This window comes from Terrabacter sp. MAHUQ-38, from assembly GCF_014518425.1.
Lineage (GTDB): Bacteria > Actinomycetota > Actinomycetes > Actinomycetales > Dermatophilaceae > Terrabacter.
In genome coordinates this window covers 277,732-301,832 of record NZ_JACVCU010000004.1, presented here as the reverse complement: position 1 = coordinate 301,832, position 24,101 = coordinate 277,732, and the positions used below count along the sequence as shown (strand labels likewise).

Here is a 24,101-nt window from a genome sequence, read left to right as displayed (position 1 = left end):
CGCCATTTCAGTTGTATAGGCGAGGGGCAATAACGGAGCGCGGCAGCATCTCGGGAGTCGGGTGGGCGATCACAACATCAATGCCGTCCGGGTCATGGCCTCGCACGAATGTGACTCCCCCACTGCTGTATCTGTCGGGGTGGCCGCCGCGCTCCCTCAGGACGCCCTCCACATTTTCGAGTGCCTCAACACTGTCTGTGGACCACATCAGGCAATGGAGTCCGATGTGTCCCGATGGACGCTGCGCCCTACCGCCCTTTGCGACGAGGTATATCTGGAAGCCGTCTGTAGTGACAAGCAGAGCGGCATCCAGATCGCGGATGGCTACCCTGCATCTGAATACGTCGCGATAGAAATCCACCGACCGGTCCAGCTGTGCGACGAACATGACCGATGACGCGAGTCGCGCAAGCTGCTCCATTGTTCCTCCCTTCTCGACGCCTCGATCCGGTTGCCTTCACCGTCGCCTGAGTCGAGCCCGTGGTGATCAGCGGCTGACGGACTCGCCTTCTGTGCCACCGACCAAAACCTCTAGATGGGGCAAAACGTGAATTGTGGATCCGAACGGCCCGAGCGGCCCGTCGACTCCGTGCCGCGGGCGCCACTACTATCACCGAGTTTGCGCTTGGATACGGGAGACGGCACTGTCAGCCGCCGGTCGACTTCAGACGCGTTTGTTGCTTCAGGGCGGCAACGTGACGCGCGGGGCGGGGACGCAACCGGGCTATGTCGATGCTCACGGGCAGGCGGTGTATGCGGTCGGGCCCCGGGGCCGCCAAGCTTGATTAGTCGGAGCGTAGCGCGGCACTCGGGCCGGGCAGTTCGTGCTCAGGCCATCCCAGCAGCTTGGCGCCCAGTACCGCAGCATTCAAGATGAACCGATGCGAGGGGTCGACGGGATCATGGGCGGTCAAGGTCCTGACTCGCTCCAGCCGGTAGGTGACAGCCCGAACGGATAGGTGCAGCCGCTGAGCCGTCGCCGTGTTGACCCCGCCGCACTCGAAGTACGCCTCCAGGGTGTCGAGAAGCGGCCGGGCGCCACCGCGTGCCTCGCGGAGCGGGCCCAGAACCGAGTGGACAAGGTCGACGATGGCCGGCTGGTCGCGGAACAAGACCCGATAGATGAGGAGATCCTGGCCCTCGACCACCGGACTCGTCAGCTGCATGCGCGCCGCGGTGATGAGGCCCTCCCTGGCCTCCTCATAGGAGCGCGCGATCCCGTAGGCACCTGGGTGAGCCCGACCCACGGCCACACGCCAAGGCCCCCCACGTCGGAGGCGGCTGAGCTCGGCGTGGATGAGCCCGCCGAGAGTATCTGGCGGACTGGGGCGCCTGCTCGTCCTCTCATCGATTCGCAGTGTTTCGCCTGGAGCAAGGACGACCACGAGCCCTTCCTTCGTCGTCACGAGCACGTCCCGATCCCCGACACGGTCCACAACCACGCGCTCCAACGAACGGGTAGCGGCCTCTATCGACGACAACCGCTGTCCTGGCCGCGCCAAGGCCACCCGATGCGCGCGGGTCAAGTCCAACCCGAATGGCTCCGCGCGCTCCACCAGCTCACCCAAATGGGCATCACCACGAAGCAAGTCCTCGATGAGCTCTCGCCGATTGGTTTCCTCCCAGCGGACCATCTCACGACCCGCTTCAGCATGTCCCTCGGCGAAGGTTGCCACGGCCTCCTCCATGACCTGCAGCAGGGCTTCCGCAGCTGCCCGCACCGCAGCGCTGTTGCGTTCACGGACAACCGCCGGCAGCTCGAGCCACACCCGCCGTGCAGCGGAGAGATACAGATCAGCCCCTCGCCTGGTGGAGATGCCTGACTCGGCCGCACGTCGCCCCAGTAGGCGCACCGCCTCTAGGTCACTGCGGGCGGGGCGTTGTCCGAATGTCGCCGCATGGGCGAGCATCGGGAGGTAGTCACCGAGGAACTCCTCCGGCACATTGCCGGCGTCGCGACTCGCCCCCTTCGCCACATCCTTCAGCCACTCATCCCCGAGGGCCGTAGCCTGCAAACCTTTCCGAGCCGACCGGCTGGCCTTGGAGTCGCCGATGTCTTCCATGGACGTCCGTTCGCTTGCCTGATGTTGCCCCACCAGTAGACGCCTGATTGCCGACGAACGGCAAGCAGTTGCCGAAGGTCTCGACGGTCGCCACTGCCATGACCCTTATCCGTCTCGGCACGGCACCGGGACAGCCCACATGTAAGACGCACGCCCGCAGTCGCGCCTGGCTTACCCACCACCGCATCCACAAAGGGCTCAGGCGGCAACCGAGTCAACAACCGTTTCGTCACCACCTCAGACGACCAACTGTCGGCCCGCACGTTGCTGCCGGTCGGAAGCGAGAGGGCAAGGTTGTTGGCCGGTCAGGGACAGTGGCAGGTCGACCTCGTTGCGGCACAGTGGAGTTAACGCATTGGCAGAAGGGACGCGGGAAGAAGTAGCTCCCCGCTACAAGCGCAGCGGCCGCACATGGGCACTGGGCCCAGCCGGTGCCGACAGCGGCTAGGGCGGGTCGGCAGCTGTTCCGTTCCGCACGGAACGGATCCACCAATGACGCGAGCGCCAGGTTTTCTCCGCGCCAACCAACCACTAGTAGACAGGTGCTGATGATGGGTATCATCCCCCGGCCCCACGACGTCGCGACCCCCGTGCAGGGAGGATCCGCATCGCGGCAAGCGTTCCTTCTATTGCGAACCGTCTTCACGGTGGCCCCGATCGTATTCGGGCTGGACAAGTTCGCGAACGTGCTTGCCGATTGGCCCCACTATCTGGCCCCGTGGATCAACGACCTGATCCCAGGGACGGCCCAGCAGGCAATGTACGCCGTCGGAGTAGTCGAAGTCCTTGCCGGCGTTGCTGTGGCATTGCTGCCGCGCTTTGGCGGGCTGCTGGTTGCTGCATGGCTGGCCGGCATCATCGTCAACCTCCTGTCGATCCCCGACTACTACGACGTTGCGCTCCGCGACTTCGGCCTTCTTGTCAGCGCACTGGCCCTCTCACGGCTCGCAGCAGAGCACTCACCGCGCACGCTCCGGAGCAGGGCTGAACGATGACGATGACGATGACGATGACGCCTCGACGCATCTCAAGCGGCTCAGACGAAACGCTCAGTCCCGATAAGCCATTGAGCGCCCTATCGATCCGGGAGCTCCTGCACCAGCTAGCCGCGTCTGAGGACGCCCTGCGCGATCTACAACCGCTGGTCACAGACCCGGACGCGACCCTTTCCACTCGGAGTCGATTTCCCATCTTGGTTCGGCAAAGGGCCTTGATCCGGGAACTGCGCCTCCGCCGGCTCGCGCTGCGGCGGCTTGCTCGAGCTGCCCACCTCGGCAGCTAGAGGAACGCGTCAACCCGGCGAACACCGGGCAGGGTGGTCAGACGACGACGATCGGCCAGGGGCCGAACCCGAATGGACGCCCGGATGGCGTGTCGCCGTGGCGAACCCATATCGCTGCATTCAGGCGCCGCGACGGCGCGGAAGCAATTGAGACGACCTGGTGCAGAACCAGCTCTGCCGTGGAGGCTTCATGACGACAGTCCAGGAATCTCATGGCCACGTGGAAGAGGAGGACTCGGGCTGCGTTCGCCCGACTGCGCGACTGGCCAAGGGCCAGACGTTCGTGAAGTGGGTGACGACGACCGACCACAAGGTCATCGGCAACCTGTACTTCATCACGTCGTTCGTCTTCTTCCTGCTCGGCGGCGTCATGGCGCTGCTCATCCGCGCCGAGCTCCTCGCCCCGGGCCTGCAGGTCGTCGACAACCCCGACCAGTACAACCAGCTGTTCACGATGCACGGCACGATCATGCTGCTGCTGTTCGCGACGCCGCTCTTCGCCGGGTTCGCCAACGCCGTGATGCCGCTGCAGATCGGTGCGCCCGACGTGGCGTTCCCGCGCCTCAACATGTTCGCGTACTGGCTCTACCTCTTCGGCGGGCTCATCGCGACGGCGGGCTTCCTCACGCCGGCCGGCGCGGCCGCGTTCGGCTGGTTCGCGTACGCGCCGCTCTCCGACGTCAGCTACACCCCGGGCCTCGGCGGTGACCTCTGGGTCTTCGGCCTCGCGTTCGCCGGTTTCGGCACGATCCTCGGCGCCGTCAACTTCATCACGACGATCATCTGCATGCGCGCGCCCGGCATGACGATGTTCCGGATGCCGATGTTCACGTGGACGGTCCTCATCACAAGCCTGCTCGTCCTCATGTCGTTCCCGGTGCTCGCCTCGGCGCTGCTGGCGCTCGGTGGCGACCGCCGCTTCGGCATGCACATCTTCGACGCCGAGAACAACGGAGCGATGCTGTGGCAGCACATGTTCTGGTTCTTCGGGCATCCGGAGGTCTACATCATCGCGCTGCCGTTCTTCGGCATCATCAGTGAGGTCCTGCCGGTGTTCTCGCGTAAGCCTCTGTTCGGGTACAAGACGATGGTGTTCGCGACGGTCGCCATCGCGGCGCTCTCCGTGACGGTCTGGGCGCACCACATGTACGCCACGGGCCAGGTGCTCCTGCCGTTCTTCGCCATCATGAGCATGCTCATCGCCGTGCCCACGGGTATCAAGTTCTTCAACTGGATCGGCACGATGTGGGGCGGCAAGATCACCATGCACGCCCCCATGCTGTGGGCGATGGGCTTCCTGGTGACCTTCCTGTTCGGTGGCCTGACCGGCATCATCCTGTCCAGCCCCGCCCTCGACTTTCACCTCACCGACAGCTACTTCGTCGTGGCGCACTTCCACTACACCGTCTTCGGGACCGTGGTCTTCGCGATGTTCGCCGGCTACTACTTCTGGTGGCCCAAGCTGACCGGCCGGATGCTCGACGAGACACTCGGCAAGATCCACTTCTGGATGCTGTTCATCGGCTTCCACATGACGTTCCTCATCCAGCACTGGCTCGGCGTCCAGGGCATGGCCCGCCGCTACGCCGACTACCTGCCGGAGGAGGGCTTCCAGCTCGCGAACATCATCTCGAGCGCCGGGGCGTTCCTGCTCGGCGCGTCGATGATCCCGTTCGCCTACAACGTCTGGAAGACATGGCGCAGCGCGCCGCTCGTCGAGTCCGACGACCCCTGGGGCTACGGCGCCTCGCTCGAGTGGGCGACCTCCTGCCCGCCGCCGCGCCACAACTTCACGTCGCTGCCCCGCATCCGGTCCGAACGCCCGGCGTTCGACCTGCACCACCCCGAGGCCGCGCCTTGGCAGAGGCCGAAGGTCGGGCCGACACAGACCATGCGGCACGCCCAGCTCGACGGAACAGATGTCAACCCGTCGTCGACCACCAAGGAAGTCGCTAGCCCTGCCACCCAGCGTGAGTGAGGTCCAAGTGCCCGAACGCGGTGAGGTCACCCGCGAGCTGGTGCTCGACCAAACCTGGCTCACGCGGCCGGCACATCGTTGCTCAGCCAGCTCGGGGCCTTCGATCTGGTGTGGTGCGACATCACCGACACGGTTCAGGGCGGAGGAGGATGGCCTAGTAGATGAACGTCGGCAGGCCCCAGAACCAGGCGGATGGAGCCGGTTCATGGTCGAGGTCGACGACCTGGACAGTGCATCGCAGCCTTGCGGGCGGCGGGATCGCGCTTTGGCAGTGGAATCCTCCAGGGCGAGGGCGGGTGGCAGGTGATCGTCAAGGACCCGTCCGGCAACCCAGTCGAGCTCTTTGCTCCAACGCGCCGAGAGGCCCGCCTCGACCCCCAAGGGCCACAGCCGGATTGATATTCGGGATCCGGTTCTGGAGCGCTGGGGTAAAGCGCTAGAAGGGTGATGGGCCCCAGGATCAGGCCCTCAGCACCGAACGTTTCTGAGCCGCTCGACGCCGGCCGGTCGATCCGCCGGACCGGTTGACCTCGGCTCCGGGTGACGCGGTGCAGTGCACCTGTGGTTCGGGCCGAGGGGTGTCGCCAGAGGACGGCAGCACGGTGATGTTGCCCGTGATGTTGCCGGTGTTGTTGCCGACAGGAGATGGCCATGGCGGCCTAGCTCATGCCGTATTGGAGCCGCGGTAGATCCGAGCGATCAGGAGTCTCAGCAACGTGCGGATGTCCGCCGCGACGTCGTCGAACGTCTCGGTGGCCTTCTGCGGGTAAACCGAGTCACAGCCAGAGCGCGAATGAGACTAGGAACGAGACTAGCCCGGAACCGCCGGCCAACCCCTTCAAGGGGCTGACCGGCGTTCTGGCACGTGAACTAGCCGTGGCGGTGGGAGCCGTCGCCGGCGACTTTGCTCCCGCTCCGCCCTAATCTCACGCATCATCAGCCGCCGGAAAAGGAGAAGGACCGGCCCAATCCGCTTCGGTGGGGACGGTCCTTCTCATCTTGGCGGTCGCGTGGGCTCTGAAACTCACGGTGTAGTTGCCCCACACACGCTTTCGTGGTCTGTGTAACGGCGTTCACCACCGGATTCGGGGTGTCGTGCACGCTCGCAAAGGCCGCAGTCGGACGTCTATGAACGTCGCCGACCGGCCGCGACTGAGACTAGAACTGAGACTAGGGCCGTCCGCCGAGACCCCGACTGAAAATCGGAAGGTCGGCGGTTCGACCCCGCCCCTGGCCACCACAAGAAACCGCAGGTCAGACCACGTCTGACCTGCGGTTTTGTCGTTCCCCGGTGCCTTGGCGCGCCCGCTTCCCAGCTCTGCGAGTGACCGTGCCAGACCCCGAATTACCCCGAATCGCCGTGAGATGTTGCACGAGATGTTGCACGATAGCTTGACGTCGAGGTACTCCCGATGAAGGCCGCCACGCATGCTTTCGAGGGCAGCGCCGGCGTCTGCGCACGAGCTGCATCGTGCGTTCGGCGAGTCGGCGACGGGCCTCGGCCATGCCGGCAGCAGAGTCCAGCTGGCGTGGGGCTAGGACATCGATCATCGACTAGCGCAGGAGGCTGACGTGGGCTGGTGCCGCACTGCTCTTCAAGCTCCGGGCCGAGTGTGGTGATGGCAGGCACCACCTCGCGATGGTCCGTGGCCAGGAGCGCGCCCGCGAGTTGCGCCGAGGCAGGCGGAGAAGCCGCATTGTCAGAGCCGGGGCGTAGCGTCGGTCCTTGTTGGAGCTCTCACCTGACGACCCGGGTGGAGCTCCAACCGTGCGCCTCGGCCAGAGCCAATGCGGAGTGATGTGCGAGGCTGAGCGGCGGCTTCCACACCACACAGGGCACCAATGATGAAGAAGACCGCCGAGGCACTTCTTGCCGGCACGACCACCGCGCTGCTCGCTGCATGCTCGAGCACACCCACTCCCGCCATGCCTGGGGTGCCGGCCTGGAGCGGTACCTCCCCGGGCAACTCGCCAACGACCTCGAGCAGCGTCGACCTCTCCACGCTCAGTCCCGGATTCACGCCGGCGACCCCGAGCACAACAGCCTCCTCCTCGTACGACCCTCAGCCTCAGCTGCGCGCGATCGACGGTTTCCTGACCGTCCGCTACGACTGCACCTGGCCAGCTCCAGGCACGAGCTCGACGGGCCGGGAGCAGATGGCCCCACAGGAAGCCTGGGCCAAGGAGCGGCGCAAGCCGGCGGCGCTCAAGCAGAGCCGCAGCCTCCGATACATCTCCTGGGATCTTCATGGGGCTGCCGTCGCCGAGCTGCTCAAGACCTGGGGCGAGGATGACAAGCTGCCACCCCGGATAAAGGCGCAACTGACCGGGGCCCGCTCGATCCGGGCCTGGGTCACGGTGGTCGACCCCGTCTCCAAAGATTTCGGACCCAAGGCCGCAGCCTCCGCTCGAGCCATCGTGCGGCCGTCCATGACGATGCAGCTCGGAGAGCTCAGCCCTTTGTCCGGGAACTGCACAGTGGGCCCCGGTGGTCGGCCCCTGCCGCCGCAGGCAATGAGCATCGACGACGACACCACCAACTGGAAGGAATGAGTACCGCGCTGCGCGAGATCAGGACGTAGTCAGGTCTCAGCCCGCTCAAGGCATGTCGCGGCAGAGACTCTCCCTAGGCATGGCCCTACCCGACGGCCGGCGAACGGTCACGCCCCGGGCAGGGCGCAGCAGAACGTCCTCAAACGGTCCCTCTACGAACGCACGCGGGGCGTGAGGGTTCGCGGCTGTCAGTGCCGTCGTGCACCGTCGGGCTATGAACGACCAAGTAGATGTGCTCACGGACGAGGCCGGCGAACTGTGTCGGGTGGATGTCCTCAGCGACCAGGGTCGGACGATAGGTGGGTGGAAGCCTGGTTACAGGGATGTCTGGGCGCATGTGTTACGGGACAAGGACGGCGTCCGCCAGCTGGTGCGCGAGGCGATCGGCCGGCACGTTATGGAGCGCTCAACCCGGGCGTGTGGCGGGACCTGACCGCGGCCACGAACACGCTTTCGAGGTCTGTGCAACGGCGTTCACGACCGGACTCGGAGCATCGCATGCTCGCAAGGGCGGCACGCGGACGTCGATGAATGAGCACGACCCGGCCCGAATGAGACTGGAGATGAGACTAAGCCTCGATCCACCGATCGTGGCTGTCCGTGAGCGCGTCGGAACATGAGAATGCCCTTGCGTGGCAGCAGAATTGGGCTTGTCTAAGGTCCTGATCCTGCGATCACGTAGGGCATCTCGTAGGTGCAACTCTCTCACACCCGCCGCGTGGGCTCCGTGGTGTTCGACGACCCGAATCTCGTGTCGTGCGCGGGCCTGGTCCCGGCCGTCAAGCTCGCCACGGCAGCCGGCCTGGCCGGCCTGGCCGGCCTGGCCGACGCGCACCTGTCTGTGCCGACCGACAAGGGCGCGCATGCCGGGGCGAAGGTCACCTCGCTGGTCGCGGGAATGGTCGCGGGCGCCGACTCGATCGATGACATGGCGCTGCTGCGCCACGGCGGGATGGGCCGGCTGTTCACCCGGACCTACGCGCCCTCGACGCTCGGCTCGTTCCTGCGCGCGTTCACCTTCGGCACGTCCGCCCGCTTGACGCCGTCGCCTCCCGGTTCCTGACCGGCCTGGCGGCCCGGACCCGCTCGTGCGGGCCGCCGCCGGTGGGCTGGTCCTGCTCGACGTGGACGACACAGTCATCGAGGTCCACGGCTACGCCAAGCAAGGCGCGGGCTTCGGCTACTCTGGCGTGCGCGGTCTGAACGCGCTGCTCGCGACCGTGACCACCGACCAGATGGCGCCAGTGATCGTGGCCCAGCGGCTGCGCAAGGGCTCGGCCCGTTCCTCCCGAGGAGGCCAGCGGCTGGTCACCGACGCGCTGGCCACGGTGGCCCGGCTCCACCCGACACACGCCACCGGCACGGTCCTGGTGCGGGCCGACTCGGCGTTCTATGACGGGCCCCCATCGGTGCCGCGGTCCGGGCCTGCGCCGACGTGTCCGTCACCGTCCGACTGGACCCCAAAGTCAAGACCGCGATCGCTGCCATCGGCCCGGACGCGTGGACCCCGATCGAGTACACCGACGCCGTCTTCGACGAGACCACCGGCACGTGGATCTCCCGCGCCGAGGTCGCCGAGATCCCCTACACAGCGTTCTCCTCGCGCAAGACCAGCGAGCACGTGCCCGGCCGGCTGGTCGTACGCCGCATCCCCGACCTAAACCCGAAGACAGCGGCCGGGCAGGGCACCCTGTTCGACGCGTGGCGCTTCCACGCCTTCTTCACCACCGTCCCCGCCGAGGCCATGGACACTGTCGCAGCGGACCAGACCCACCGTGGGCACGCGGTCATCGAGCAGGTCCACGCCGACCTGAAGAACTCCGCCCTGGCGCACCTGCCCGCCGAAGGGTTCACCGCCAACGCCGCCTGGCTGGTACTGGCCGTCATCGCGTTCAACCTGACCCGGGCCGCCGCCTGCACCGCCGAGACATCCCTGGCCAAGGCCACCACCGCGACGATCCGACGCAAACTGATCCACGTCCCGGCCCGGGTCACGTCCTCAGCCGCCGACTGACCCCGCACCTACCCGCCGGCTGGCCCTGGCAGCACGCCTGGACCGAACTGTTCACCCGAACCTGTGGGCCACCGCCGCGCGTGGCGGCCTGACCACCCAGCCGGCGACGGCGCAACCAACACCACCGTGGAACACCCCGACAGCGAGGCCGGGCGAATCCTCACGCCCACCGCGACATCTCCCACGGCCGGTCCTCAACGCTTCACAGCCACAGAGTCATCGGTGGATCGAGGCTAAGGCTGCCGCGCTCAATTGGATCGCACACCACCGCTGAGCAGTCAACTATGGCAGCGCGGGAGGTCGATCAGTCCAGGTCGTGGCCGGCACCGCGCAGCGCTGCGCAAGCGGCCGCGAGCCGGTCCTCGGGCACCAGTACAAGGTCTGCGGTAAGGCTGGAGGCGACGAAGACGGGGCATCCCACAGCAGCCAGTGGGGGTGAGGATGCGGCTCAGCATCCCGGGAACGTCGAGGCCATGGGCCGTTCCACCCGTCCAAAGGGCCCGCCAGTGGTCTGCGGAATCGTCACTCGCGGGTCGCACCACGACCGCTCCGTCTGGAGCCCTGACGATGCGAGCGCATCGGCAGGCACAGTTCCGGCGTCGGGTGTCTCAACCACCAACGCCCCGTCCAGCACTTCGACCCTCTGGATGATCATTGCAACGACTGAACCGGCCACTCTCCAGATCCTAGGAGTGAACGGGCTCGGATCACGCGCGCCGTTGCAAATGCCCACGCGCCTGATCCTCGACACCCGACCCAACCCGCCCTCAAGCAGGCGCCAGGGCGTCGCGCTCCCCCACACTCATCCGCGAAGAGCCCTAGCATTTTGATCTGCAGGCGCTAGAGGCTCGGCACAGCGGGGTCGTCGATCACTACCTGTGCGATATCGGCGGTCTTGACAATTGCAGTGACCGGCATGATGCGGAACTGGGTCTTTTGTACACCGCGAGACGGCGGGAGCTGGTACTGCGCTGGTCGCGGCGCTACGTCCCAGTTGCCACCCTGGACGCCCTCTTGAGCTCCATCGACACGGACGACGATCCGCTCGCTCTCAGGCAGCTCGTGCCAATGGAGGACGCGAGCCATCTCCGCGGGACCGTGAGGTTGGGCGTTGAAAAAGACCCCGTCCCCGTCGGCCGCAAAGAGCAATCCACGACCGGAGTCGTCCGTCAACGCCGCCCAGCGTATGTCTGCCTTGTTCGCAGAATCTTGCGGGCGACAATAGCGAGTCACCTGATCTGCGACCGCGCCCTGGAACTCGCCGAAGAAGGTGGAGGCCTTACGATCTGCGGTGGACTCATGAGGGCCCCGCCCGTACCAGCGGATACGGTCCAGTTCTTTCGCCACACCCATCGTGACTCCGATGACCGGAGCTCGTGGCGCGTCGTCCGCCGGCGCAAAAATACTTTCCACCCTGATCTGACCGTTCCCGAAAATAGTCATCCGGACTCGCTGATGTGACGTAACGGGGGCCTGGCCGAACGTGGTCACCGCGCCTTCCACGTCGATCAGAACCGTGGACGGTCGAGGGTGAGAGACGGTGAGTCGAGTGCACGTCCACTGCTCGCCAGCCCGCCACCATGGCTTCGTGACATCCTCCGTGAGTCCGGCATATCCACGGTCCGCATCGGTGGGGCTACGCACGAAATTCGGGTGTAGCTCTGACGCGAGCATCTCCTGTCCATCGTAGACAAGTGAGGTAAGGCGGCCGGTTGCAGAATCGACCGTGACGGTGAACCGTTCCCCGCGCACGACAATCGCGTCGCCATCGTCCGCGAGCGCGAGGGCATCGAGATCTGAAGGCGTCATCCGCGCAGACTTACCGCGTGCCACGGGGAGTCGGAACTGGTGGAAGGAGACGACGTGACCCGGATCCGACCATACGGTCCGGTCCTCGAGCGTGAATGTCAGGTTCAACCAGTATTCAGCGCCCCCCTTGGGCTTTGGCAACGAGTAGGGGATGTGGACCGTCACAGTCTCCCCTGGCGCCGCGTTCAGCTGGCCGCTCGCCAGCGTTCCTTCCTGCACTCTGGCGCCGTTCTCGAACACCTGCCATTTGGCGGTGAAGGCATCGAGATCGGTGAACAGGTACTCGTTCTTGAGGGCGACCTCGCCCGCGGCGAGATCGACGGGGCTGACCTGGATCGGCTGGTAGGCCTGTTTCGTCTCGGCCAGCTTCGGGGTAGGAGTGCGGTCGGACAGGACGATACCGCTCATGGCTTCCGTCAGGTCGTGGGGACGATCGCCCCAGTCCCCACCGTGGGACAGGAACTGGGTCCCCGGCGCGCCTCCTGGTACCGGCCACCACAGCCCCTTGTCTTGCCAGTCCCAGATGAAGCCGCCTTGCAACGAGTCGGGGTAACTGCGGATGATGTCCCAATAGCGTTCGAGATAGCCGGCAGTGTTCCCTTTGCTGAATGCGTATTCTGTGAGGAGGTAGGGCCGGTTGCCACGATGTGCGCGCTGTTGCATTAGGTCGACGGGCGTGTAGAACTCCGCGTCGAAGTCGGAGATCGTCTCGGGCACGATCCCGGATGGATCTCCCGTTGCATCCGCATAGTGGATGGGGCGCGTCGGATCGTACTCCTTGACCCATCTGTACATGGCTTCGAGGTTGGAGCCAACTCCCGACTCGTTTCCTAGCGACCATGCCACGACGGACGCGTGGTTCTTGTCTCGGTGAACCATGTTTTGCATTCGCCACACGAGCGCGTCGGTGAGTTCGGGCAGGTTACCCGGCACGTTTGGGCGCAATATGTGCGTCTCGTTGTTGGCTTCGTCGAACACATACAAACCCAGGCGGTCCGCGAGCTCATACCATCGGGGGTCGTTCGGGTAGTGCGAGGTGCGGACAGCGTTGATGTTGTTCTGCTTCATGAGCCGAATGTCGTGAACCATGGATTCGACGGTCAAACTGCGTCCGGTGTGCGGGTCCCATTCGTGCCGGTTCACGCCGCGCAGGCTGACGGTCTTGCCATTGATGCGGAAGACGCCTTCGACTATGGCCGCTTCTCGGAAGCCGATCTGCTGTGAAAGTGTTTCGATGACGGCCCCGCTTGGATCGATCAGTTGCAGGACGACTCCGTAGAGGTTTGGTTGCTCGGCGGACCACAGGCGCGGCGAGCTCACTGGGATCCTGCCCGATACCACGACGTCCGAACAGCGGCGACCGGCTACGGCCGGGAGGGCGAGGTGGGCCCCGGGGACCGGCGTGTCGTCGTCGTACAGCTCTGCGGTCACCGTGTACAGGCGGCCCTCGTTGTCGCCGCCATAGCCGCGCAGCGTCACCTGCACATCGAGCGATGCGGCGGTGTAGTCGTCACTGAGGGGTGTGGTAAGGCGGAAGTCGCGAACGTGGACGGCTGGGGTTGAGAAAAGATAGACGCTGCGGAAAATTCCGGAGAGCTGCGTGTTGTCCTGGTTCTCGAGGTATGAGCCGTTGCACCAGCGGTAGACCTCCACGGAGACTTGGTTGGTCCCCGGGCGCAGGAATGACGTGATGTTGAATTCGGAGGAACTATAGCTGTCTTCGCGGTATCCGACCTTCTTGCCGTTTACCCAGAGATAGTACGCGGATTCTACGCCCTCGAAATGGATGAACACTTGGCGTCCGTCCCATCCTGGCGGTAGTTCGATCAGACGCCGATATTGGCCAACCGGGTTGTATCGCGTGGGCGCGTGAGGATAGTTACCGAGGGGCGACGGTTGTTCGTCCCCTCCATTCGGACCCGTCCATGCATAGGCGAGGTTGGTGTAGACCGGAAAGTCATAGCCATGCAGCTGCCAGCTGGCGGGAACCGGGAGGCTTCCCCACGACGAATCGTCGAAGGACTCCTCGAAGAAATTCTCCACCCTGGTAGCGGGAGTCTTCGACCAGCTGAATCGCCAGTCACCGTCGAGCGACAGGCGGAAACTGCTGTCGGTGCGGTCACCTCGTAGCGCTTGCTCAACACTGTCGTAGGGCATGAGGGTTGCGTGTGGGGGCTCGCTGTTCACATCGTAAACAGCGATGTCATTCCACTCCGGAAGGTCGCCGGCGTCGGACCCGTATTGGCGGCCCACCCCCGCGTCAGGTGCGCGAACCTCCAGGATGGACGCGGCGGCCGCGTGCTCCCACAACTGCTCCAACGCCTCCTGAGGGAACTGGCCTCCGCTAAGGAGGACGAGATGGGGAAGTTTCGAGCTAGAGATCGGGCTGAGCGATTGATCGTCGAAGTCATCTCTCGCGCCCCATGCTGCGAGGAACAACGCCCGTCCGGTCGGGTGGTCGAGCCAGTCCTTTATGGTGCTGGACTCCGTCAACGGCGCACCGGGGTAGGCGGTGCCGGTCAGTTTGGCCAGGTGGTCGTCCTTGGGGAGGCTCATTGTCTCTTTCTTTCGTTGGCCCGCCTCGCCACTGAATGTGCCGCACCAGCTGGAGGCTAACCATTGCGTGGAAACACCGAATGCCGGTGGGCGTAGCGTCGGGGGCGATTGTCCGCTTCGCCGGACGGCGCCGGTCCCCGCGAAGTCCCGGAGACCGGCGCCCTCTTGCCGTGGCAGCCGACGAAGCTCTATGAGGGCTTGACGGTGACAGTCACCTGCGCAGTCGAGGTGGGCAGTACCTCGAGGTACATCGCATTCGCTCGTGACACGACCCGCCCGTTGGTCAGGGTGACGGTGTACCCGTGGGGCGCGTAGTACGTGGGTACGACGATTCTCGTTGTGAGCGATAGGTCCCAGGGCCTGTAACCATAGGTCAGGACCCGGGTCTCATCGTCGAACGAGTACGACACCGGTGTGCCTGCCGTGGCCTGGGCATAGGGCCTGATGAGGACATCGGCGCGCGGGCTGTGCGTGTTGAAGCAGACGCACTCCTCATCATCCTTGGTGGCGAACAGACCGACTCGCCAGGCGTCGTCGAAGCCCTTGTACATCCAGTAGGCCCAGCTGATGAAGCGCGGGTCGGCAAGGTCGAGTGTGTCATCCGTGACCGTGGCATCGGTCGAGGAGCCGAACTCGCTCATCAGCTGGGGGGCCGGGTCCCGACTCGGGTCTCGGTCTGCCCCGGTGAGATGAGCGGCGTTGCGAGCCGAGCCTCCCCGGCCGGCGGTACCTTCGAAGGCAGGGAGCATCATGTCCTTGCACATGCGGGTGCCGGGTACGGGCTGTTCGAAGTTGCCGCAGTAGACATGGAAGCTCCATGCGGCCTTCGGGTCCGTGACGGGAAGGTTTCCGAACCCGGTGGCAGCGCCACTCGTGCCGGACAGGGTTGGTGGTTCAAAGACACCGATGCCGGCCCTGTTGCTGGCCGCGGAACCGGCGACCGGGTCCACTTCGCGGATGCCGGCGAGTGCGTTCTCCTCGAAGGCTTGGATCTTCTCCTCGGTAAGCGGGCATCCGACGGCTGAGTCTCCACACTCGAGCAGATGGCTGGTACCGGGCTCGTTGATGATGTTGTACCCCATCATGTAGTCGGTGTCGCGGAACCGCACAGCCACCTGGCGCCACGCTTCGCGAAAGGCAGCCCACACCTCAGCCACGGGGATGACCGCCGAGCTCCCTCCCGGCAGCAGTGGATTATCGGGATCGACGGGGTCCTTGAACAGGTTGTCGTAGGCCTTGCTGTTGCCGCTGGGAACGAGGTGGCAGGTGGGGAACTCGTCGTTGGTCGTGTCCTGCCCGATGACCTTGTCCCACGGAATCGCCCACTCGGGCCACTGGTGGAAGCAGCCTTGGTGGAAGTCGAGCATGAAGTAGATCTTCCGCTTGGCCAGCATGTCTGCCACGCGTGCGATCTTCTCCAGGGCCGCCTGGTCAACCGTGAAGTGGGTGGGATCCGCCGGGCGGTTCGGGACCAGCTGGCTCCAGTTGACAGCCAGGCGCGCGAAGTTGAATCCGCTCGCGGCTAGGAAGTCGGCGTCCTTGTCGGTGAAGCCGAGGGGGTTCAGGTTGGTGTCGGGGTATTGGAACACGTCGGCGTTCAGGTTGACCCCGTGCAGGAGCACCACGCGCCCCTGCGCATCCCGGAAGTGGCCGCCGCCGGTTTGGAGTCGGACCGGAGCACGAGAAGAGGCCCCGGACTGTGAGGGAGCAGTGTTGGCAGCCTGCGAGATCCCCGCCGCCGTAATGGAACCCAGCGGGATCAGGAGTGCACAAGCCCCAGCTAGTAGTGATCGTTGAATCCGCACCGTTCCTCCAAGTGGCCACGTCGCCGGTCGAGGGCGGCTCCGAAGAAGAGCCGACTCAACACTACAGCGAAATTGTGTCGACTGCTACATTTTGTTTCGGCAGTTCGTCCGGCCAGCTGAGAGGAGGGGTCCGAGGGTGCTCCCCGCTCAGCGTCGTTCGGCCATCGTGGAGTTCGTGGATCATGACGGCGGGGTCAGGATCACCGATCTGGTCGACAGGTTCGGTGTCTCCGAGATAACGATCCGACGGGACATCGACCACCTGTCGGCGCTCGGGCTCCTCGAACGCGTGCACGGTGGTGCCATGGCCCTGCATCGAGCGAAAGGCGCCAGTGGCTTTCGCTCGCGGTCCTCCCGGTGCGCGGTCGAGAAGCGGGCCATCGCGGAGATGGCGGCCGAGCTCGTCCGGCCCGGAGGGTCGATCGGGATATCGGGGGGGACCACTACGTACGAGCTGGCAACGGCGATATGCGCCGTGCCGGACCTGACCGTGGTGACGAACTCGGTGCCGGTTGCCCAGCTGTTGCATCGGGCGGCGACGCCGGGGCAAGTGGTGGTGCTTACGGGAGGGGTACGCACCGAGTCTGATGTGCTCGGCGGCCCGGTCGCCGTGGAGGCTGTGCGCTCGATGCAGTTCGACCTTCTCTTCATCAGCGCACATGGGGTCGACTTCGAAGCGGGGCTAACCACTAATGACTTGGTCGAAGCGGAGACGAACCGGGCACTTGTTGACAGGGCGCGGCGCACTTGCGTCCTTGCCGACCACTCCAAGTTCGGTGTCATCGGCGTCCGCACATTCTTGGATTTGACACAGGCGCATCTGCTCGTGACGGACTCCGGCGTCCCCGCTGCGGCCCGCACCGCACTATCTCAGGCCATCTCCGATCTTCGCGTGGCCTCAACCACCGGACAATAGCCAAGTGAGCGTTACCCATGACCGGGCCGGCGTACGCCGCCTCGCGCGCGGGCTCCGGCAGTCGCTCAGCCGCCACGACGATCCCCCAGTCCAGGCGGCCAGGGGGCTTCGTACGGATAGGGATCACTCCGCATCGCGGCTGATGTCGCACCGACACCGGAGCACGCGCTTCCGCAAGCCTGACCAACGGCGTCGAGGTCGGGGCGACGCTCGTCGCGCCCAGTCGATGGTCTGGAGTGGCGCCACCCTTCATGCCAGCACGAGGACGGTGCCAGCCCTTGCAGTCACGTTGCAGCCGATGTCAGAGAGAGACCGTGGCCGAAGGCGAAGAGCGGGTCGTCGTAGCCGGGCACGTCCTCGCCGTGCCGACGCACCTGCTCCATCGAGCGCGGTAGGTCGAAAGGTAGCCGGCCCTGCGCTGTCTCGGCGCCGGTCAGCGCGTCGACGAGTGCGTCGTCGCTCGTGCCGTAGCTGCCGACGATCGTCGTCGCGACCGGCAGGAGCGGAGCCAGCACCGCGGGTCGGTCGAGCCCGACGTCGAGGACGAGCGGGCAGGCCGCTGCTACGCGGCCGAGTCGGTGTACTAAGCCGGGTGGGAAGTCGAGCGAGCCCTGGTGAAACCACGACTCGAGGAACAGGTCGGACCGAGGGTCGAACGGGGCGGTGACGCGCACGACCGCGACGTCGGCGTCCTCCGGGCGGTCGACGACCTTGCCTAGCCGGGCAGCCGCCTCGGGAGAGACGTTCTCGACATAGACCCGCAGGCCCTTACGCAGGGGCAGCGTCGCGTTCGCGCACGCCACGCTCGAGCCCGCCGGGCGCGCTCCGGCCGGCGCCCCGTTCTGCAGCACGGTGACCGAGCGCGACTGCACGGCACGGCCGAGTTCGCGGAAGTCCTGCCGGCCGACGGTCGTGGCGGCGGCGTCCTCGTCGACGAACGGGTCGTCAAAGAGGCCCAGCCGGAACTTCACGGCGAGGATCCGGCGCGCGGACTCGTCGACGCGGGCCTCGGTGACCCGGCCCTGGGAAAGGAGATCGAGGAGGATCTCGACGCACTCCTCACCGCCGAACTGGTCGGCCCCGGCCTCGAGGATGAGCTCCATCCGCCCGTGCGGGCCGAGGTGCTCCACCCCCCAGGCGCGCGCCGGCAGCACCTGGTCCCCGACGTGGTTGTCGTTGACGAGCTCCCAGTCGGTGACGACGACGCCGTCGTAGCCGAGCCTCTCGCGCAGGAGGCCGGTCACGACCTGCTTGTTGTAGCCGAAGCCGACCGGCTCGATCGGCTCGCCCTCGATCTCGAGGCCGACCGGCATCCCGTAGTACGGCATGATCCCTGCGGTGCCCGCCTCGATGATCGGCAGGAACGGCTTGAGGTGGTCGTCGAACCGCCTCCCGGGGTAGACCTGCTCGCGCCCGTAGGGAAAGTGGGCGTCCTCGCCGCCCTTCTGCGGGCCGCCGCCCGGGAAGTGCTTGCTCGTGCAGGCCACGCTGCCGGGCCCGAGCGACTCACCCTGGAAACCCTTGAGGTAGGCGACTCCCAGCTCGGTCACGAGGTCGGGGTCCTGGCCGAACGTGCCGGCTTGGCGCGCCCACCGCGGCTCGGTGGCGAGGTCGAGGGTCGGGTGCAGGGCGGCCCGGATGCCGACAGCGACGTACTCCCGGCGGGCGACGTCGGCGAAGGTGCGGACGAGGTCGGCGTCACGCAGGGCGGCGAGCCCCAGCGGCTCCGGCCACTGCGAGAACGCCCCGGCCGAGAACGACACTCCCGCGTTCTCGATGAACGCGTGGCGCGGGTCGGTCGAGATCGTCACGGGTATGCCGTGTGGCGTCTGCTCTGCGAGGCCCTGCAGGGCGTTGTTCCACCGCGCGGCCATCCGCGGGTCGTCGAGGGCGTGGACATTGAAGTGGCTCAGGTGCTTTCGCAGCACGACGTCGGAGGTCGGCGACTTGCTGATCTTGCCCGGCATCTCGAGCACCGACCCGTCGGCGCCGGCCTCGATGACGGTCTGGAACATCAGGCCCACCTTCTCCTCGAGCGAGAGCCGCCCCAAGAGGTCCTCGACGCGCTCGTCGACGGGCAGCCGGGGGTCCTCGTAGGGGTCCATCCGACCGTTGCCGTTGAGGTCGCGGTAGGTGATCCCGCCGTCGGTCGTGCTCGTCTCGGGTCGCAAGGGTGATGCCTTTCGTTCAGCAGTGGTTAGGCCTCCCTGGCCCCCGCGGACCGAGCGCAACGTGCGGCGGCCACGAGTGGGCGCGTCGGGAGGGTGGTGGCTATGCCTACACGCCGGGGGACCCCCTCCTGGGGTTCAGCATCGCCGGCAGGTTCTTGTTGACGAGCCGAGGAACCCCGTGCGACGTGTGCCGCGCGCACCGCGAAAGCTATACAGCCTGCTACAGTTTCGGCGGATCGACCCGTCGTGGGCATGAAGCCTCCGCGGCCGCAGCCGGAGTCGCTTGGCCGGCGCGGCGCCCTGCCCAGACGCTGGCCCGCCGCCTCCGTCGCGTCGCCTCATGCCCCGGCTCGTGGCTTCGGTGCCGCCACGGCGTCTATGCAAGAACGATCTGCGCACGGCGTCTATGCAAGAACGATCTGCGGCACGTCCACGGTTCTCTGGTCACAGATGTCTGCGCTGGACCGCCCGAGCAGGAGAGTGACCTGTCCGGCCTCGAGTCCTCGCCGGCCATCGGGCCAGGTGTAGGCGAGGCGGCGGAGCGGCACGACGAAGTCGACGTCTTCGCTCACGCCGGCCGCGAGGGTGATCCGCCCAAAGTCCACGAGCTGACGGACCGGGCGAACCACGGTGGCCTCCTCGTCGCGCACGTACAGCTGCACGACAGAGGTCCCCGTCCGCTTGCCGACATTTCGCACCGCCGCACGGGCGTGCAGCGTGTCCGCCGTGACGGTTACGTCAGTCAGGGCGAGATCGAACGACGTGTAGGTGAGACCGTGACCGAAGGGGTACAACGGGCTGCTGTCCTTCAGGTCGACATAACCATGCCGCGGCAACGTCGGGTGATCGTGGCCGCTGCCAAGGGGGTGGCCGTGGTACATCGGAATCTGACCACCGTGGCGGGGGAAAGTCGACGGAGTGCGGCCCCCGGGCTCGGTAACACCGAAAAGGACGTCAGCGATCGCCGGCCCAGCGGCCGGACCCAGCAAGGGCGCGAGAACCACTGCGGCAGAGGCCTCGTGCACCGCCTCGAGGAGAAGTGGCCGGCCGGAGACGACCACAGTGACCACCGGCTTGCCCGCGGCGCGGACCGCCTTGATGAACTCCTCCTGGTTCCCGGACAGGGCGGGGTTGGCGGTGGTCCTGCCCTCGCCCGACGTGTTGTTCCCCGTCCACCCGGTGCGCTCACCGACCACGGCGATAACGACGTCCAGGTCGGCCAACGCCTGCGAAACGGCCTTAACGTCTATCGAGGGAGCGTCCGCTTTGAGGCTACCCAGAGCCAGGTACTGGGACGCGGGATCGATGGCGCGCACCGCTTCCGCGACAGTCGTGGCTTCGGGATGCAGGTCGCGCGCCAACTCTTCGAAGATGGGCTCTATGCCGGGCAGTGGCGTCTGGAACAGGTCAGGCAACACGTCCGGGGCTCCGCTGACCCCCGGCAGCTGACCATTGGCGATGAGATACAGCGAATGCGCCATCTCGGCTTCGGACACGGTCGAGTACGCGCCGAAGTGGACGCGGATCTCGTCGGCGGCGGGCCCGACAACGGCAACCCTGGCGGTCCCGGCCGCGAGGGGCAGGATGCCGTCGTTGGCGAGCAAGGTGATGCTCGCTTCCGCTGTCGCGCGCCCATGCTGGGCGGCGGCCGCCTTGCTGACCCTCACCGACGAATGCCTCGGATGCGCGGGACGGATGTGCGGGACCAACCCCAGCTGGGCTTTGATTTCGAGGACATTCGTGACGGCCCGGTCGAGGACCACCTCCGAGATGGTGCCGTCCTCGATCAGGGGACGCAGGTTGCTCGTGGTCGTGCCGCTGGGCAACTCGACGTCGAGGCCCGCCTCTAGCGCTTGGGCAGCAGCATGTCCGGCATCGGGAGCGGTCCGATAGGTCTGGTGCAGCATCGACAGTGCGCCGTAGTCGCTGACCACGAGGCCGTGGAAGCCGAGCTGGCCGCGCAGCAGGTCAGTCAGCAGCCAGCGGTTCGCCGCGGCCGGCACGCCGTCGATGTCGTTGTACGAGTTCATGATCACCGAGAGGCCGGCTTCGGCGATCGCGCGCCTAAAGGGTTCCGCGTGCACGTCGACCAGCTCTCGGCGGCCGAGCTGCGTAGAGGCCTGGTTGAGCGCGCCGACGGAGGTGCCGTAACCGAGGAAGTGCTTGCCTGTGGCAAGGATGCCGCCGTCGCCGGCGTCATCCTGGACTCCCCGAATGAATCCGATGCCCATCCGTGTGACGAGCTCCGCATCCTCGCCGTATGTCTCGTGGACTCGGCCCCATCTGATATCCCGAGCCAGATCCAAGACCGGGGAGAAGAACAGGTGGATTCCGACAGCCCGCGCCTGTTGTGCGGCGATCTCACCGATACGGCGACTGACCGACGGATCCCACGTTGCCGCCTGTCCCCAGGGGGTCGTGAACTGGTAACCCTGCGGGTGGACGAAGCCGCTGACACCCTCGGCGTGCACGAGCACACCGATCCCGAACGGGCTCAGGTCACGCGCGACGTCCTGAAACCGCTCGAGCGCCCGGCGGAGCTCCGCCAGGTCGGGTGTGAACTGCTGCCCCAGTGACAGGTGGCCGACCCCGTGGGGCCGTACCAGCGGTAGCCGGTCGATGTCGTAGGGGTAACCCTTGGAGAGGTCGGGCGGGTCCCCGACCGGGTCCGTCAGCTTGGAGAAGTCGACCAGATCCATCGGCATGACGCCTTGGATCTGACCGATCTTCTGGTCCACGTCGAGGCGGGACACGAGGTCACGGATGTCAGTCATGTTCCATTTCCTTGCAGTTGCTCAAGAGGTACTCAAGGCTGGTTGGCCCTGGCGTGCGCGGGGTGAAACCCGGCTGCCAGCCAGCATGACGGCCGTGCGCACACGGACCGCACAAGACAGTGGCGCCACAGCGAGCGGCCAACCTAGGCGGGGACTATGGCTCGGTCAGCATCTAACGCGGCGGCTCCTCATCGGGCGCGTCAGGGGCATGAAGTCTGATTCGAGCCGGCCCTCGAATTGCCTCCCTCGTCGGTCTCACCGACGCGTGTGTGTGCAGTGGGTGGTGAGACCGACGAGGGTTGGAAACGGGCCCGCTGACGATCGCCGTTCGTGGCGCTACGAGCAGCACCGCGGGTCACCCCTTGACGCCGGATCCCAGCGTGCTGCGGATGAAGAAGCGCTGAGCGAAGAAGAAGATCAGCAGGACGGGCAAGATGTACAGGCTGGCGGCCGCCGCCTGAACGGTCGGAATGACATTGCCAGCTGGGTCCTGATACCACGCCGTGATCGCCACCGACAACGTGGTGCGGTCCAGATCCAGAAATAGTGCTGGGGCGATGTAGTCGCCCCACATGTACGTGAAGGACAGTACGAAGGAGGTGATCAGCACCGGACGCGAGAGCGGCAGGAAGATCTGGACGAAGATTCGGAGCCAGCCGGCGCCGTCGACAATTGCTGCGTCCTCGAGCTCGCGTGGTATCGCTGCGAAGAACTGTCGGAACAAGAAGACCAGGTACGGAGACGCGGCCAGGCCCCACAGTACCCACGGCCAGTACGTGTTGATGAGGCCGATCCTGGAGAACATCACGTAGGTCGGGAGGAGAGTCAGAATCTGAGGGATCATCATCGTCGAGACCAGGATCATGAACAGCGCGCCCTTTCCCGGCGCCCGGAAACGCGCGAATCCGAAGCCCACTGCCGCACTGGACAACGTGATGAGGACCGAGTAGGTGAGTGCCAAGAAAAACGAGTTTCCCGCGTACCCGACGAAGTCCATATCGGTTAGCGCAGCCGTGAAGTTTCCCCACTGAGCCTCCTTCGGGAGGATGGAGGGCTCGGAGCCCCACTCCGCCGGCGTCTTCAGTGCAGCGAGCAGCAACCAGAGGAACGGCCCCACGAAGAATACGGAAAGGCCCAAGATCGCAACGTACGCCCACGCCTGCTTGTCCTTGGACCGCGGCCTGCGCAGCTTGGAGCTGGGCTGGGTGACGAGTGCTCTCTCACGGAGAGCCGGTCGATCGGTGACGGCCATTTCACCGGCCCCCTTCGGCGTCGGCGTCGACTTCGTAGTAGACGAATGTTCGGCTGAATCGCATCAGGAGAATGGTGAGACCGAGCACCACGACGAAGAAGGTCCACAGCATCGCTGAGCCGTAGCCGAAACGGTTGCTCAAAAAGAACTCTTGGTAGACCTGCACCATGAACAAGCGGTTGCTGTCCGGGACAGTGCCCACTCCCGCGATGCCGCTGGCGCTGGTCAGCAGCAATGGCTGGACCAAGACCTGAAGCGCCCCGATCACACCGGTGATCACCGCAAACAGCACCACCGGGGAGATCATAGGGATCGTCACGTGCCGGAACACGGTCCAGCGACCGGCCCCGTCCAACGTCGCCGCTTCCTCGAGTTCGACAGGGACCCCCTGGAGCGCGGCGAGCATGATGATCATCCCGCCGCCAACGCCCCAGAGCATCAGGACGATCAGCGCATAGAAGGCTGTCGGGCCGCCCAACCAGTTGATCGGTTCGATGCCGCCATAGGCCAAGACCGAATTGAGAACCCCGGAGTCCCTGTTGAAGACGAGCTTCCACATGATGGCCATCGCGACAACCGGGACGACTGAGGGCAGGAAGAAGATTGTGCGCCACAATCCCACTGCCCTCAGCCGCCGGTTGATCAACACCGCCAGAAAGAGCGAGCCACCGACGCTGAGAGGCACCACGATGGCGGTGAAGGCAAGAGTGCGCAGAAGTGCCGAGAGCGCATCACTGTCATGCAGGAGTTCCGAGTAGTTGCGAAGGCCTACCCATCTCCAGCGCGGCGAACTGCCATCGAAGTTGGTAAGGCTCACAAGGAACCCGTACACCATGGGTGCCGCCGTGAGGACAATGAATCCGAGGACCCACGGCGAGACGAAGGAGTAAAAGGCCCATCTTGGTGACCGAGTCCACTTGCGAGCCAT

Annotated in this window: 13 protein-coding genes and 1 pseudogene; 5 read left to right on the top strand and 9 right to left on the bottom strand. The window is 65.7% G+C overall.

What is annotated here, in order from left to right; genetic code table 11:
• Window positions 1-7 precede the first annotated feature (7 nt).
• Window positions 8-421 carry a VOC family protein gene (locus H9I49_RS16500; protein ID WP_188031481.1) on the bottom strand — a complete coding sequence of 138 codons (414 nt, stop codon included), beginning with the start codon at window positions 419-421 and terminating at the stop codon, window positions 8-10.
• A gap of 364 nt (window positions 422-785) precedes the next feature.
• Window positions 786-2,063, bottom strand: coding sequence for a CdaR family transcriptional regulator (locus tag H9I49_RS16495; protein ID WP_188031480.1), 1,278 nt, complete (start codon window positions 2,061-2,063; stop codon window positions 786-788).
• Between the two features lie 548 nt (window positions 2,064-2,611).
• Between H9I49_RS16495 and H9I49_RS16490 the strand changes: the two genes are divergently transcribed.
• The 4 genes and pseudogenes from H9I49_RS16490 (at window position 2,612) to H9I49_RS16475 (ending at window position 9,982) form a co-directional block, all read left to right on the top strand.
• Window positions 2,612-3,058, top strand: coding sequence for a hypothetical protein (locus H9I49_RS16490; RefSeq protein WP_370587609.1), 447 nt, complete (start codon window positions 2,612-2,614; stop codon window positions 3,056-3,058).
• 477 nt (window positions 3,059-3,535) lie between these two features.
• Window positions 3,536-5,323, top strand: coding sequence for a cytochrome c oxidase subunit I (ctaD, locus tag H9I49_RS16485; RefSeq protein ID WP_188031479.1), 1,788 nt, complete (start codon window positions 3,536-3,538; stop codon window positions 5,321-5,323).
• 1,842 nt (window positions 5,324-7,165) lie between these two features.
• The gene (locus H9I49_RS16480) at window positions 7,166-7,876 is read left to right on the top strand and encodes a hypothetical protein (protein ID WP_188031478.1); all 711 of its coding nucleotides are present in this window, start codon (window positions 7,166-7,168) and stop codon (window positions 7,874-7,876) included.
• Between the two features lie 694 nt (window positions 7,877-8,570).
• Window positions 8,571-9,982 (top strand): annotated as a pseudogene (locus tag H9I49_RS16475) (IS1380 family transposase).
• Window positions 9,983-10,194: 212 nt separating this feature from the next.
• On the opposite strand, the gene H9I49_RS24540 reads toward H9I49_RS16475, so the two are convergent.
• From H9I49_RS24540 to H9I49_RS16460, 3 genes are all read right to left on the bottom strand, one after another.
• Window positions 10,195-10,320, bottom strand: a complete 126-nt coding sequence (locus H9I49_RS24540; protein WP_370587639.1) for a hypothetical protein — start codon at window positions 10,318-10,320, stop codon at window positions 10,195-10,197.
• A 410-nt stretch (window positions 10,321-10,730) separates the two neighbouring features.
• Entirely contained in the window at window positions 10,731-14,255 is a 3,525-nt protein-coding gene (locus tag H9I49_RS16465) for a glycoside hydrolase family 2 TIM barrel-domain containing protein (RefSeq protein WP_188031477.1), read from the bottom strand.
• A 188-nt stretch (window positions 14,256-14,443) separates the two neighbouring features.
• Window positions 14,444-15,880: a cellulase family glycosylhydrolase gene (locus H9I49_RS16460; RefSeq protein WP_188031476.1), complete on the bottom strand. Its 1,437-nt coding sequence runs from the start codon at window positions 15,878-15,880 to the stop codon at window positions 14,444-14,446.
• A gap of 316 nt (window positions 15,881-16,196) precedes the next feature.
• Between H9I49_RS16460 and H9I49_RS16455 the strand changes: the two genes are divergently transcribed.
• Window positions 16,197-16,976 (top strand): DeoR/GlpR family DNA-binding transcription regulator, encoded by a 780-nt coding sequence (locus tag H9I49_RS16455; protein ID WP_188031475.1) that lies wholly within the window; start codon window positions 16,197-16,199, stop codon window positions 16,974-16,976.
• A gap of 284 nt (window positions 16,977-17,260) precedes the next feature.
• Here H9I49_RS16455 and H9I49_RS16450 read toward each other — a convergent pair whose 3' ends face one another.
• The 4 genes from H9I49_RS16450 to H9I49_RS16435 form a co-directional block, all read right to left on the bottom strand.
• The gene (locus H9I49_RS16450; protein WP_255524027.1) at window positions 17,261-19,147 is read right to left on the bottom strand and encodes a glycoside hydrolase family 3 protein; all 1,887 of its coding nucleotides are present in this window, start codon (window positions 19,145-19,147) and stop codon (window positions 17,261-17,263) included.
• A 404-nt stretch (window positions 19,148-19,551) separates the two neighbouring features.
• Window positions 19,552-21,921, bottom strand: coding sequence for a glycoside hydrolase family 3 N-terminal domain-containing protein (locus H9I49_RS16445; RefSeq protein WP_188031474.1), 2,370 nt, complete (start codon window positions 21,919-21,921; stop codon window positions 19,552-19,554).
• Window positions 21,922-22,276: 355 nt separating this feature from the next.
• On the bottom strand, window positions 22,277-23,173 hold the full coding sequence (locus tag H9I49_RS16440) for a carbohydrate ABC transporter permease (protein ID WP_188031473.1): 897 nt from the start codon (window positions 23,171-23,173) through the stop codon (window positions 22,277-22,279).
• A 1-nt stretch (window position 23,174) separates the two neighbouring features.
• Window positions 23,175-23,990, bottom strand: a complete 816-nt coding sequence (locus H9I49_RS16435) for a carbohydrate ABC transporter permease (RefSeq protein WP_223128811.1) — start codon at window positions 23,988-23,990, stop codon at window positions 23,175-23,177.
• Window positions 23,991-24,101 lie beyond the last annotated feature (111 nt).

Excerpts from the sequence above, each read along its gene's own strand:
- H9I49_RS16500 (WP_188031481.1), bottom strand. The coding sequence starts at position 421 with ATGGAGCAGCTTGCGCGACTCGCGTCATCGGTCATGTTCGTCGCACAG.
- H9I49_RS16495 (WP_188031480.1), bottom strand. The coding sequence starts at position 2,063 with ATGGAAGACATCGGCGACTCCAAGGCCAGCCGGTCGGCTCGGAAAGGT.
- H9I49_RS16490 (WP_370587609.1), top strand. The coding sequence starts at position 2,612 with ATGATGGGTATCATCCCCCGGCCCCACGACGTCGCGACCCCCGTGCAG.
- ctaD (WP_188031479.1), top strand. The coding sequence starts at position 3,536 with ATGACGACAGTCCAGGAATCTCATGGCCACGTGGAAGAGGAGGACTCG.
- H9I49_RS16480 (WP_188031478.1), top strand. The coding sequence starts at position 7,166 with ATGATGAAGAAGACCGCCGAGGCACTTCTTGCCGGCACGACCACCGCG.
- H9I49_RS16465 (WP_188031477.1), bottom strand. The coding sequence starts at position 14,255 with ATGAGCCTCCCCAAGGACGACCACCTGGCCAAACTGACCGGCACCGCC.
- H9I49_RS16445 (WP_188031474.1), bottom strand. The coding sequence starts at position 21,921 with ATGACTGACATCCGTGACCTCGTGTCCCGCCTCGACGTGGACCAGAAG.
- H9I49_RS16440 (WP_188031473.1), bottom strand. The coding sequence starts at position 23,173 with ATGGCCGTCACCGATCGACCGGCTCTCCGTGAGAGAGCACTCGTCACC.